Source organism: Propionicicella superfundia DSM 22317 (assembly GCF_000423465.1).
Taxonomy (GTDB): domain Bacteria; phylum Actinomycetota; class Actinomycetes; order Propionibacteriales; family Propionibacteriaceae; genus Propionicicella; species Propionicicella superfundia.
The window spans coordinates 822,005-835,038 of record NZ_KE384020.1; the positions used below are offsets into that span (position 1 = coordinate 822,005).

At 69.9% G+C, this 13,034-nt stretch carries 10 protein-coding genes and 1 pseudogene; 4 read left to right on the forward strand and 7 right to left on the reverse strand.

What is annotated here, in order from left to right:
- The first annotated feature begins 42 nt into the window (after nucleotides 1-42).
- Nucleotides 43-1,926 (forward strand): ABC transporter ATP-binding protein, encoded by a 1,884-nt coding sequence (locus tag G555_RS18900; RefSeq protein ID WP_169337883.1) that lies wholly within the window; start codon nucleotides 43-45, stop codon nucleotides 1,924-1,926.
- Nucleotides 1,923-3,659, forward strand: a complete 1,737-nt coding sequence (locus G555_RS0109030) for an ABC transporter ATP-binding protein (RefSeq protein WP_028708635.1) — start codon at nucleotides 1,923-1,925, stop codon at nucleotides 3,657-3,659. The genes G555_RS18900 and G555_RS0109030 overlap by 4 nt, the downstream gene beginning before the upstream one ends.
- Nucleotides 3,660-3,714: 55 nt before the next feature.
- Here G555_RS0109030 and G555_RS18905 read toward each other — a convergent pair whose 3' ends face one another.
- Entirely contained in the window at nucleotides 3,715-4,347 is a 633-nt protein-coding gene (locus G555_RS18905; protein ID WP_051208608.1) for an HAD family hydrolase, read from the reverse strand.
- A 205-nt stretch (nucleotides 4,348-4,552) separates the two neighbouring features.
- Here G555_RS18905 and G555_RS23390 point away from each other — a divergent pair.
- Both G555_RS23390 and G555_RS0109040 read left to right on the forward strand, forming a co-directional pair.
- Nucleotides 4,553-4,765: pseudogene (locus tag G555_RS23390) on the forward strand (CPCC family cysteine-rich protein); the annotation flags it as partial.
- Nucleotides 4,766-4,879: 114 nt separating this feature from the next.
- A complete protein-coding gene (locus G555_RS0109040) occupies nucleotides 4,880-5,524 on the forward strand; it encodes a hypothetical protein (RefSeq protein ID WP_028708636.1) in 645 nt (214 codons plus the stop codon).
- Nucleotides 5,525-5,575: 51 nt separating this feature from the next.
- Here G555_RS0109040 and G555_RS0109045 read toward each other — a convergent pair whose 3' ends face one another.
- The 6 genes from G555_RS0109045 to G555_RS21205 all read right to left on the reverse strand — a co-directional run bounded on the left by G555_RS0109045 (nucleotide 5,576) and on the right by G555_RS21205 (nucleotide 12,987).
- Nucleotides 5,576-5,998 carry a Rid family hydrolase gene (locus tag G555_RS0109045; protein WP_028708637.1) on the reverse strand — a complete coding sequence of 141 codons (423 nt, stop codon included), beginning with the start codon at nucleotides 5,996-5,998 and terminating at the stop codon, nucleotides 5,576-5,578.
- A 148-nt stretch (nucleotides 5,999-6,146) separates the two neighbouring features.
- Nucleotides 6,147-7,925, reverse strand: a complete 1,779-nt coding sequence (locus G555_RS0109050) for an ABC transporter ATP-binding protein (protein WP_051208609.1) — start codon at nucleotides 7,923-7,925, stop codon at nucleotides 6,147-6,149.
- The gene (locus G555_RS18910; RefSeq protein ID WP_211223208.1) at nucleotides 7,922-9,715 is read right to left on the reverse strand and encodes an ABC transporter ATP-binding protein; all 1,794 of its coding nucleotides are present in this window, start codon (nucleotides 9,713-9,715) and stop codon (nucleotides 7,922-7,924) included. Before G555_RS18910 ends, G555_RS0109050 begins: the two co-directional genes overlap by 4 nt.
- A gap of 25 nt (nucleotides 9,716-9,740) precedes the next feature.
- Nucleotides 9,741-10,586 carry an energy-coupling factor transporter transmembrane component T gene (locus G555_RS18915; RefSeq protein WP_051208610.1) on the reverse strand — a complete coding sequence of 282 codons (846 nt, stop codon included), beginning with the start codon at nucleotides 10,584-10,586 and terminating at the stop codon, nucleotides 9,741-9,743.
- Complete coding sequence (locus G555_RS0109065; protein ID WP_051208611.1) at nucleotides 10,583-12,337, reverse strand: ABC transporter ATP-binding protein; 1,755 nt, start codon at nucleotides 12,335-12,337, stop codon at nucleotides 10,583-10,585. Before G555_RS0109065 ends, G555_RS18915 begins: the two co-directional genes overlap by 4 nt.
- Nucleotides 12,338-12,390: 53 nt before the next feature.
- The gene (locus G555_RS21205; RefSeq protein ID WP_051208612.1) at nucleotides 12,391-12,987 is read right to left on the reverse strand and encodes an ECF transporter S component; all 597 of its coding nucleotides are present in this window, start codon (nucleotides 12,985-12,987) and stop codon (nucleotides 12,391-12,393) included.
- Nucleotides 12,988-13,034 lie beyond the last annotated feature (47 nt).

Consider the following 13,034-nt stretch of genomic DNA (forward strand, 5'->3'; position numbering starts at 1 on the left):
GTGCGGGGCATTGCGGCGCCCGCGTCCAGCGTGAGGAGAGGCATGACAGCCCTTGTCGAAGCGGATTCGCCAGCCGAAGAGGGCCAGCGGCGGCCCGCGACACCCAGCACGGAGTTCACCCCGCGCCAAGCCCTGATGCAGGTCATCCGCCCCGTGCAGGGGCGCCTGATCGGCTCCTTGGCGCTGGGGGCTCTCGGAGCGGCGCTACGCGTCGTGTCCCTCGTGGCGTGCGGGCTCCTCGTCCAGCATCTGCTCACCGGTCCCGGCTGGCAGACGGTCACGTGGTGGCTGGTCGCGATCATCGGGACCATGGTGGGATCGGCCGTCGCCACCACCCTGGGCAGCGTCGTGTCGCACCAGGCCGCCTTCGACCACGAGACCATGATGCGGCGCGCGATCACCACACACCTCGGCCGGATGCCGCTCGGTGCCGTGCAGCGGATCGGTGCCGGCGGAGTGAAGAAGATCGTGCAAGGAGACGTCCGAGCGATGCACTCCGCGATCGCCGACTCGCCATCGCTGCTGGGCGCCGGTCTCGGCGGCCTGGTGTCGTCGCTGATCGCGCTGGGTGTCATCGAGTGGCGACTGCTGCTCGTCGTGCTGGCCATCCTGCCCATCGTGGCGATCGTCATGAAGATCGCGATGAAGGACTACGCGGCGGAGCGTGAAGCCTACGACCGATCGCTCGAGGCCATCGATGCATCGAGCATCGAGTACGTGCAGGGCATGCAGGAGGTGCGCATGTTCGACGGCGGTTCGGAGTCGTTCGGGCGCTACGCCCAGCGGGTGATCGACTTCACCGAACGTCTGCGCACATGGAACGACCGGAGCAAGCCGGGAGCGCTGGCCACGCGGCTGCTCGTCGCTCCCCTCCCGGTGACGGTCCTCGTCGCGATCGGCGGCTTCGCGATGGCCGTCGCCGGCTGGATCGACCCGATCGCCGTCGTGGTGGCACTGCTGATCGCGTCCATGCCCGTCGATTCGTTCATGCCCTTGATGTACATGACCGAACACAACAACAAGGCGATGGCCGCGGCACTGCGCATCACGCAGGTCCTCCAGGAGCCCGAACTCCCCGAGACGCCGCACCCCGAGCTCCCCAGAGGAGGGGCTGTTCACCTCGAGAGAGTCACCTTCAGCTATGCGGCCGATCGCGCCCCGGCGTTAAGCGACGTCACCATCGACATCCCCGCCGGGAGCGTCTGCGCGCTGGTGGGACCGTCCGGATCCGGCAAATCGACGGTCGCGCGCCTCGTGCCGCGCTACTTCGATGTGGACGAGGGATCGATCAGCGTCGGCGGCGTCGACGTCCGGCGGATCGATCCTGCCGAACTGCTGCGTCACATCGCGCTCGTCTTCCAGGAGCCGTTCCTGCTGCACGCGAGCATTCGCGAGAACCTCACCATCGGTGCCAGGAATGCGACACCGGAGCAGATCGAACGTGCCTGCAGAGCGGCTCGCATCCACGACGAGCTCCTGGCCCTCCCCGACGGGTACGACACGGTGGTCGGTGAGCGGGGCGCAAGCCTGTCGGGCGGGCAACGGCAGCGCGTCACGATCGCGAGGGCCCTCCTGTCCGACGCGGACGTCGTCATCCTCGACGAGGCGACGGCCTTCGCGGACCCCGAGAACGAGGCCGCGATCCAGGACGCCATCGCGGAACTCACCACGGGCCGCACGGTGATCATGGTCGCGCATCGTCTGAGCACGATCGTCGATGCCGACCAGATCGTCGTGCTCGACCAGGGACGCGTGGCGGAGTCGGGCACTCACGACGAACTCGTCGCCAATGCCGGGACGTACGCGCGGCTCTGGGACCGCCACCGTCGTGCGCAGGGCTGGGGACTGCGAGGCCATCACGGACCAGACGCGACGAGCGCAGCCGGGAACGCCCCGGCCACGGGGCGACGGGAGCAGAACGCATGAGGCGGATCATCGAGATGATGGGCGTCGCCGCGGGCCCGTTCAAGCCGCAGTGGGCCCGCAGCGTACGGATCACGGTGCTCGGCGCCCTGTGCAACGGCGTGGCTCTCGTCCTGCTGCTCCCCCTCGTGACGGCGCTGCTGTCCGGCGACCACCGGACGGGCTGGTGGCTGCTGCTCGGCCTCGCCGCACTGCTGGTGACCGAGTCGATCCTCCGCCTCGGCGAGCTCGGGTTCGCCTACAACCTGTATCCCGACGTCATGGCCGACCTGCGGCTGAGGCTCGGGCAGCACCTTCGCCGCGTCCCTGCCGAAGAGCTCGCACGGCGCCGGTCAGGCGAGTTGTCCGCGGTGCTGAACCAGGACGTCACCTCCGGTCTGCTCGCCGTGAGCGACGTGGCCTCCATGTTCCTGCGGCTCATCGTGATCCCGATCGGGTTCGTGATCTCCTTGATCGTCATCGACTGGCGGCTCCTGCTCGGTGCCCTCGTCGGCGCGGCGATCGCGGCCCTCGCTCTCGCCCGGCAGAACGCCACGATGCTCAGAACCCAGCGCGAGGTGGGCTCGGCCGATGCCGAGACAGCCGATCGACTCGTCGAGTACGTCCAGGGGCTGCCGGTCCTCAAGGCCGCCGGCCAGGTCGGCGAGCGGTCGGAGCGACTGGTGGCGGCCATGCACAACCAGGGCAGGGTGCTGCGGTCCTCGATCGACGAGACGACCTTCTCCCTCACCGGTGCCGCCATCGGCGCGAACCTGGCGGTCGCGGGGGTCGTGGCGGTCGGCGCCGCGCTGGTGCTCGGTGCCCAGCTCTCGCCGCTGACCGCCGCCGCCATCGTCGTCGCAGCCGCCGGGCTCGCCGAGCCGCTCGCCCGGGCCGCGTCGCTGACCGCGGTGTTCGAGGCGTCCGAGGCGGCCATGGAGCGGGTGAACGCCGTGCTTGAGATCGCGCCGCTGCCCGAACCGCGTGAACCGAAGGCCCTCGAACGCCACGATGTGATCCTCGACCACGTCACCTTCACCTACCACGGAGCCGCAGCGCCGGCGCTCCGCGGTGTCGACATGACGCTGCGCAGCGGGACGCTCACGGCGTTCGTCGGCCCATCGGGCGGAGGCAAGACCACCGTGACGCGCATGATCACGCGGTTCGCCGATCCCCAGGAGGGATCCGTGAGGATCGGCGGCATCGACATCCGCGACGTCACGGAGCGTGACCTGATGCGCAGCATCGCGGCGGTCTTCCAGGACGTGTACCTGTTCGACACCACCATCTACGAGAACGTGGCGATGGCCCGCCCCGGCGCAGGCCACGACGAGGTGCTGGCCGCGCTGGAGGCCGCCAACTGCGGTGATCTGCTCGCGAGGCTGCCGCAGCGCGCCCAGACGCGGGTCGGCGAGATCGGAAGCCAGCTCTCCGGCGGTGAGCGCCAGCGCGTCGCGATCGCCAGGGCTCTGCTGAAGGACGCGCCTATCGTCGTGCTGGACGAGCCGACCTCGGCGCTCGACACCGAGTCCGAGGTGATGGTTCAGGAGGCGATCGACCGCCTCGTCGCCGACAAGACAGTAGCCGTGATCGCACACAGGCTGTCGACGATCGTGGCGGCCGACCAGATCATCGTGCTCGACGGCGGCGGTATCGTCGAGAAGGGCGACCACGAGTCACTGCTGGCCGCCGACGGCCGCTACGCCGCGATGTGGGCGGCCCAGACGAGGGCGCGCGGCTGGACGGTCACCGGATGACGCCGGGCCGGACACCGGGTGCACGCCTGACCGCGACGAGCCTCCTCCCCGTCGGTCACGCGTCGCGGCGATCTCCGAACGCGCGCAGCGGGCGGACGTCGATGGCGTCCATGCCCGCGGCGGCAGCCGCCTCCAGTCCTTCGTCGCTGTCCTCGTAGACGAGGCAACGTGACGGCTCGGCCTGCAGGAGGTCGGCCGCCCTGAGGAAGATGTCGGGCGCAGGCTTCCCACGGGCGACGTCGTTCCTGGTGACGATCACGTCGAAGAGAGGACGAAGACCCAGCGCGTCCACAGTGGGGAGAACGGTCTCCGCTCCCCCGCCGGTGGCGAGCGCGGTCCCGCGCCGCGTGCGCTCGGCACGGAGCAGGTCGACCACGAAGCGGACCTCGCCGACCTGCCCGACACGCTCGAGATACGCGCGGTCACGAGCCGCGGCGACAGCGTCGACATCCACCTCTGCCCGCGCGAGGTCGGCGATCATGCGCACCATCTCCCGCGTGGAGACGCCAGTCCGGGCATCGAACCAGCTCTTCTCGAGATCGAGGTGCACGTCACGCAGCGCGGCGCGCAGTGATTCGAAGTTGACCTGCTGGCTGTTCGCGACGGTCCCGTCCCAGTCGAAGAGCAGAGCGATGTGATGCCGCCCTGGGCTGAGCCGCGCAGGCGTCGACGCCGGGACAACGACCATCTTCTTCTCCTCCGGATCGCGATCCCGCTGCGGGTTCGGACGCTGACACCGGGCCCGAGCTGTTCGCGCGACAGCTCCCGATGGTATCGAATATTCCCGGCTCTCCGGCCGCTTCGCGCCGGAGTCCGCACCCGGGTCGGAGCTGTACTCTCGTGCCGAAGCCAGCAGGATCGCCGCGAAAGGCGGGAGCGCGATGCGTGACCGGATGACGCGAGGCATCGTTCGTTGCCCGTGCTGCGAGAGAACGACGCTTTCTGAAAGCGGACAGTACGAGTGGTGTCCGATCTGCCTGTGGGAGGACGACCCGGGTGACCGCGACCACCCGTCCCTCGGCCGGCGGGCCAACGGAATCTCGCTGAACCAGGGGCGGGAGAACTACCGGAGACTCGCCGTTTCCAGCCCTCACGATCGGGACAGTCTGCGGAAGAACCGGAGCATGGCCCGGCGCCGACGAGAGTGGCTATGGAGAGCCGATTCCCCCAGCCGAGGCGGACCGGCACCCAGGACAGTGGCGAACCCGAGAACACGATTGGTGCTCCCACACCGCAGCATTCACCTGCTCGGCGACGATGTGTGGCCGGACATCGGATCCCTCGTCTCACAGCGGGCGCATCTTCGTCGTCTTCGCATCGATGCTCCCGTCCGGGACCTCTCCTCGGTCAATGAGCTGGTCGATCTGGAGGAGCTGTCGTTGGGAGCGCGCGCGCCGTGCGGAGGGACCATCGATCTGGGACGACTGCCGCGACTGCGGCATCTGGCGGTCGAAGGACACGTCGACATCACGGCGGCGGGCGGCGGAAAGACACTGGAGTACCTGTTCCTGTCCCGGCCCGGACCGTCGTGGAACGACATCCTGCCATCGCTTCCGCATCTCCGGTCACTCGTGCTGCTGGGCCCCCACGAACTGCCACGAGCATTCCCGGCCGGCCTTCGATCCCTTGAGATCTCCTATGTCTCCCCGTGGCCTCGCGGGTGGAAGGCCGAAGGAGTCGATGGTGTCACCGAGCTGCGATTCACGAACGTCCGCGGAATGACCGACCTTCGCTCCTTTTCCGCTATTCGCGGATTGAGGACGGTGTTCACCGACGACAGTGACGAGCTTGTGTCGACCGACGGCCCGGTCCGGGGACCGGGCTTCCAGGAACGTCACACGGGCCGAGGCCGAGACGGACTCTGACGGGTCCCGCGACGGCCGAGGAGCCGCAGATCGCTCCACGCCGTCGGGCGCTCAGGAGAAGACGACCGCGACGGTCTCCGTCTCGGCGCTACCCGCCCCACGATAGGCCGTGAACTCGATCTCCACCTTGTACGCGGCGCTCGCCAAGGGCGCGGAGGTCAGCGTCAGAGCAGGCTCCACACCGTCGAAACGGGCAGAGAAGACACGCATGACCGCGGGCACGTCCGCCGGGTCCGGGACAGCGATCTGTGCCCGGACGACGTCCTTCAAGCTCGATCCGAGCGCCGCCAGCGCGGCGCTCGCGATCTCGAAGACGACCTCGGCCTGCGCACCTGCGTCGGCGGGGAACTCGCCGGTGCGAGGATCCCTGCCCGCCGTGTTCGACACGAGGATCCAGTCACCGACGGCGATCGCCCGGGAATAGTGGCCGGAGGCCTCCGTGGCATTCGACGTCTTCGCCTTCACGACCTTCATCGCAACCTCCTGAGACCCCTGGCTCGGCACACGGCGTGCCGGGCTGCACTGAGCCACAGATGTACTCGACCCCCCACCCGCTCGGCCCACGGCCCAGCATCCGGACCTGTCCCCATCCTCGACGAGGAGGCTCCCGCGCCCGCAGCGATCAGTGCTGGGATCCGGCGCGAATGGACCACCCCGCGGCGCTCTGGCGATCGTTCCAGAACTGCTGATAGGTGCCGCCACGGGCAAGCAGTTCGCTGTGGCTGCCCAGTTCGGTGATTCGTCCGTCCTCCAGCACCGCGATCTGGTCGGCGTTGGCGATGGTGGTCAGCCGGTGCGCGATCACCAGGACCGTGCGGTCGCGGGCCAGGCGCTCCAGGGACCCGGTCACAGCAGCCTCCTTCTCGCCGTCGAGCGCGCTGGTGGCCTCGTCGACCAAGAGGATCGGCGCGTCCTTGAGGAAGGCCCGGGCGATGGCGACCCGCTGACGCTCCCCTCCCGACAGCAAGGCGCCGCCTTCGCCGACGCGGGTTTCCAGGCCATCGGGGAAGGTCGCGACCACGTCGTCCAGCCCCGCGGCCGCGATGGCATCGGCGACCTGCGCATCGGTCGCGTCCGGCCGGGCGAACCGCACATTGGCGACGATCGTGTCGTCGAACAGGTAGACGTGCTGGAAGACCATGGCGATGCGGCTCATCAGGTCGGTCGTCGCCATCTCGCGCACGTCGACCCCGTCGATCCGCACCGACCCGGACCCGACGTCCCAGAACCGCGCGATCAGGCGCAGCACCGTGGACTTCCCGCCTCCCGACGGTCCGACCAGTGCCGTCATGCTGCGCGCCGGAACGTGCAGGTCGAGATTGCTCAGGACCGGCGTGTCGAGGTAGCCGAAGCTCACATCCGACAAGGTGATGTCGGTCTCCTGAGGTGTGCGAGGAGTGTCCGATTCGGGCAGCGTCGGTGCCGACAGCACCTCGTCGATCCCGGCCAGACTGGTGCGGGCCTGTCGGAGCGCCACCCCATAGACCCCGACCTGGGTGAGAGGCTCGACGAACCGGGCTGCGAGCACCAGCAGGGCGGCCAGCGTACCGACCGAGAGCTCGCCGGCCAGCGCCAGATACGTGCCGAGCGCGAACGTCAGGGCGAACCCGAGTTCCACGGTGAAGGTGAAGGTGCTCACGGGCAGGGACTGCTTGGCCAGCTTGGCCCGACCGTCGTGATGGTTCCGGGCGAGGACGTCGTCGACGTGGAGGTGCTGCCCCGCCAGGCTGCCGGTGGCGCGCAGCACCTGCTGCGCCTGGGCGAACTCGATCACGGCCGAGGAGACCGCGGCACGCGAGGCCGCTTCATGACGTTGCTCCTGTACGACGGCACGCTGTCCCCACACGTAGACCAGCCAGGCCACCGGCGTCATCGCCGCCAGGGCCACGGCCATCCGCCAGTCGACGGCGAGCGTGATGACGATCACCGTGGCCGGCGTCGCCAGCGCGACCGTGAGCTGCTGGAGGAACACGCTGGGGACGTTCATGACGTTCTGCGCGCCGGTGGTGACCAACGTGGTGACCTGTCCGGCCCGCTCGGAGTCGAACCACCCCAGCGGCAACCGCGCGACCTTGGCTCCCAGCGCCCGGATCAAGCCGTCGTGGAGTCGCTCGATCGACAGATGGTAGCCGCGCTCCGTCAGCACCCACAGCACGACGGCCGCCGCCGCCGCGACCACCGCGATGCCGACGATCCACGGCACCGAGCCCGCCACGTCCCCGTCGAGGAATCGTGTCAGGGCCGGGACCAGCAGGGCGAACGCGATGCCCTGGAGAACTCCGACCACGCCGTAGCCGACAGTCTGTGACGTCAGTCCGCTCCGGCCGTCTATGGCCTCGTCGATCCGGCCGAACAGGCTGTTCGCGGAATGGTCGCGATCGGATCGGATCGTGGTGCTCATCGTGTCGCTCCTGCCCTGACGACCGCCGAGTTCTGCGCGGCCCACATGCGTGCGTATCGCTCGCCGGCGGCGACGAGGTGGTCGTGATGCCCGCGTTCGACGATCCGGCCGCCGTCGAGCACGAGGATCTGATCGGTGTGGACGATGGTCGACAGCCGATGCGCGATCACCAACACGCTGCGACCCGCACCGAGCTTCGTGAGCGCCTGCTGGATCTGGACCTCGCCGTGTGGATCGGCGTGCGCGGTGGCCTCGTCGAGCAGGACGATCGGAGCATCCTGCAGGAAGGCGCGGGCGATCGTCACCCGTTGCAGCTCCCCGCCCGACAGATGGCCCTCGGCGGAACCCAGCACCGTGTCGTAGCCGCGCGGCAGGGCCAGGATCCGGTCGTGGATCTGGGCGTTCCGCGCCGCCTCCTCCACCTCGGCGTCGGACGCGCTGCGACGGCCGAGCCGGATGTTCTCACGCACCGAGTCGGTGAGGACCACCGCGTCCTGGAACACGATCGCGATCCGGCCGAGCAGATCGGGGGTCGGGATCTGCCGCACATCCACGCCTCCGACGGTGACCGCACCACCGGTGACGTCCCAGAACCGGGGGACCAGCCGCGCGATCGTGGTCTTGCCCGACCCGGAGGGACCCACCAGCGCCGTGACCGTACCGGGCGTGAGCGTGAAGGAGATGTCGCGCAGCACCGGGACGTCGTCGACGTAGCCGAAGTCGACGTGATCGAAGCGGACCGTCGCATCGACGGGCACCGCGGGGCTGGTCGGCTCGGGCAGCCCCGGCAGCGACAGCAGCCTGTCGATATGGGTCGCACCGAGCGACGCGGTGCGCAGCCCGTTCGCGAGTTGGGCGATCTGCAGGTAGCCGCTGGGCAGGCTCACGCCGACCAGCAGGAACGGCACCACCCCCACCGGGGCGACCCACCCCATGCCGACCGCGAGCAGGCCGAGGCCCAGGACCACGGCGACCATGGTGCCTGGGAAGAAGAGGATGTTGACCAGCGCGGCCGGTCGCCCCATCGCCGCCGTCCACACATAGGCGACGCGGGTCAGACGGCTCACCGCGTCGTCGAAGCGCCGGAACACCGCCGAGCCGGTGCCATAGGTCTTGACCACCTCGACGCCGTCGACGAGCTCGACCGTCGCCGTGCTCACCGCTCCCTGCGCCCGATTCCACTCGTCCATGTGCGCCCGGTAGCCACGTTGCATGGCCGGTGCGGCGGCGAGGAAGACGATCACGACGTACCCGAGCAGCAGCACGGTCATGGGCACGTTGCGAGTGAACAGGTAGCCGATCGACACGATCGGCACCAGGACGGCACTGGTCAGATCGCCGGCCAGGTGGGCGACGATCACATGGATGCGGGTGACGTCGTCGGTGACCGCCTTCTTCACCTCGCCGGATCCGGCCTCGTCGAACCAGCCCAGCGGCAGGAGGCGAAGGTGCCGGACGATCTGCCGGCGCAGCAGATGGACGAAATCGACATCGGCGTAGTGGCACAGCGACAGCGCGCCGCCGTAGAGGAGGGTTCGCGCGACCATGGCCACGACGCCCACCACCACCCAGGTCCACACGGTGCGGCTCGGCCCGTCCTCGAGCAGCAACCGCACCACCTCGGCCACGGCGACGAACGGGACGAGGGCGCAGACCGCCGAGACCGCCGACATCGCGGCGCCGAGGATCATGCGGCCCCGCACCGGCGCGGTCATCCGCGCCAACGCGCCGGGGGTGACGAGCGCATCGGAATCCGCGCCCGGTGCGGCGGAAGTGCGGTTGCCTGCCATGGTGTTTCTCCTTCGTGAGCTGTGGCTAGGGCTGGTATATGGCGCCGGTCATCACGAGCACGCCGAGTCGCGCGGTGACCAGATAACAGGCGGCGACCCCGCCCCAGACGGCGACGAGAAAGACCCCGTCGCGGGTGCGCACCTCGGCCGGATTGCGATCGGTGCGCTGCGGGAAGGCGCCGAACCCCCGCGCGTCCATCGCCAACGAGAGACGCTCGGCATGCCGGACCCCGCCGGCGAGCAACGGCACCAGGGATCGTCCGGCCCGGCGCAGTGTGCCGACCGGCCCGCGGCCGTCGATGATGCCACGCGCACGATGGGCGGCCCGGAGCGTGCGGACATCTGCCTGATAGCGCGGCACGAACCGCAGTGTCGCCGCCGTCCCGTACGCGAAGCGGTAGGGGATGCGACCTTGGCGGATCAGAGCGCTGGTGAGCCTGTCTGTCGTGGTTCCGAGCGAGCCGAGCAGGGCCAGCATCATCACCACCACGAAGCGCAGCGCGGTCGCCAGCCCGATGGACAGGCCCTGCACATAGAGCGCGACCGGCCCGATCTCGACCCGCTCGGTGCCCCCGAAGCGATCGGTGTCGACCAGGAGGGCGAAGAAGAACGTCATCCACGCGACGATGAGCGTCGCGGCGAGCACGCCGATCGCCAGGGTGCGGGGACGCATCCGGAAACCCGTGAGAAGCGTGACGGTCGCACCGACCAGCACCAGGGTGGGCGTGAGGACGTCGCGCGTGAAGAGCAGCGCGACCATCGGCACGAGCGTCGCGACGATCTTGACGACGGGGTTCACCGTGCGCAGCCAACCGCCGCGGGCGCCGTGGCCCTCCCCCACGCGGTCCCCGACCTGCGAAACGGCGCTCATGGCCGCACGCCACCGATCTGGTCGAGGCGGTCGACGCCGGCCCACTCCGGACGTTCGGCGGCCAGCAGCCGCGTCAGGCGGAGGACAGGAGGCGTCCGGAGGCCGGCGCTCCCCAGGAGTGCCTCGTCGCCCAGCACCCGACGCGTCTCCCCCGCATGCAGCACGCGACCGTCGGCCATCAGCACGACACGGTCGGCGTGTTCGGCGATCAACTGCAGGTCGTGGGTCACCATGACGATCGCGATACCCGCGTGGTTGAGCTCGCTCACCACAGCGAGGATCTGGTCGGCCCGGGCGCGGTCCTGGCCGAAGGTCGGCTCGTCGAGGATGAGAACCTGCGGTTCGGTGATGAGCGCGGTCGCGACCGACAGCCGCCGCTTCTCCCCGTGGGAGAGGAGGAAGGGATTGAGACCCGCGTAGGAGGCGAGGCCGAACCGTTCCAGCGCCTCGTCCACGGCGGCGCGGATCCGATCTTCGCGCAGACCTCGCACCCGTAGCCCGTAGGCCAGTTCGTCGCGCACGCTGTGGCAGACGAACTGATGCTCGGGATTCTGGAACACGTAGCCGACCCGATCGCCGACCTGGCGCGCATTCATCGTGGCCATCGGCTTTCCCGCAAGCTCGACGCTGCCCGAGGCGATCGGCAGCAGGCCCGCCATGGCCAGCGTGAGCGTGCTCTTTCCCGCCCCGTTGACACCGGCGACCGCCAGGAACTCACCCGTGTGCACCGCCAGGTCGATGTCGCTCAGCAGGGTGCGTGCGCCCACGGCGACCGACACCCGGCTCAGTTCGATCGCAGGGTCCGGGGCCTCCGTTCCCCCGGCGCCGTCGCGGCGCTCCGGACAGGGCGTCCCGGACGCGGCCCGCGCGGTGCCGGACGTGCCGGCGCGGCCGGTCGACGAGATGGCGGCGCGCAACTCCTCGCCTGTCAGCGGCAGGGGACGCGCGGTGAGCCCCAGCCGGAGGGCGATCCGGGTCGCGGTCGGCAGCCAGACTCCGAGGTCGCGCAGGGCGCCGGCGTGCTCGCCGAGCACCTCGGCCGGTGTGCCGTCGAACGCGACCGCACCCTCCCGATCGAGGACGACGACCCGGTCGGCCAGCGGCAGCGCGTCATCCAGTTCGTGCTCGACGAGCACGATCGCTCGCTCCGGAGCGCGCAGGTCGGCGACAGCCGCGTAGAAGTCCGCCGCGGCGACGGGATCCAGGTTCGCGGTGGGCTCGTCGAGGACGAGCACTCGCGGGTCGAGGGCCAGCGCACAGGCGATGGCCAGGCGCTGCCGCTGGCCGCCCGACAGTTCGGCAGGAGAACGCAGCGCAGCTTCGCGGGCATCCGCGAGGCCCATCCGGCGCAACGCCGCCAGCGCACGATCCTCGATCCGGTCGGCGGCGACCAGCAGGTTCTCCAGCCCGAAGCACACCTCGTCGAGCAGCGTCGCGGTGACGACTTGGGCGTCGGGGTCCTGGAAGACGATGCCCACCTGTGCCGCAAGCTGCCCGGGCGAGGCGGCGGCCGTGTCGGTGCCGCAGCACAGCACCCGACCGCGCAGGTGGGCCGGGACGCTCGCAGGGATCAGGCCCGCCATGGCCAGCAGCAGGGTCGACTTCCCGCACCCGGACGGACCCAGCACGAGCGTCACCGTTCCCTCGCGCACGACGAGGTCGACGGATTCACCCACCCAGGCGTCGGAGGAGTCGTAGCGCACCGCGACGCCCTCCAGGACGATCGGCGGCACCGGGTCCCCGAGGCTCACGCCGCGATCCGGTTGAGGCACCGCGCACCGGGGTCTGGCAGCGCCCACGGCGCTCACACGTCGCCCTGCGCTCGGGGACGACCGCCGATGCCGGCGCGGCCGAGGGACCGGGCGATCAGCAAGGACAACATGCTGCAGACGACGAAGGACGCCACCTGCACCACGCAGGTGGCCACGGCGACCTCCGCCTTCATGCTTCCCAGGTCGAGCATCGCCCAGCTCATCCCGCTGGAGATCACGCCCGTGACCACGCCGGCGATCAGGAACATCCGCCAGCCGAAGTGCCGGTAGCGGGCCACCGCGAACGGCAGCTCCATCAACAGTCCCCATCCCAGCATCATCACGACCATGAACAGCCCGTACGGCGACAGGGAGGACACCAGTCCGGCCGCCGTCGAGCCGATGATGCCGGCGCCGCGCATTCGCAGGTGTGCAAGCGGGATGAGCGCCGCCATCCCCCAGACCCCGTAGAAGACGACGGCGACGAGGGGCATGGTCACCGCGATCGGCTGGCTGATGAAGTTCAGCGGGATCAGGATCACGCCCACGCCGGCACCGATGGCGGCCGCCGTCATGATCGTGCGGGTCGTGTGCCTCTTCCGGGGCGGCGCGGCCGCGTGCGCGTCCATGCCCGAGACGGTGTTGGACATGTGGCTTCCTCTTCGGGTCGAGAGCCAGGTCGGGCCTGCGGCCCGGT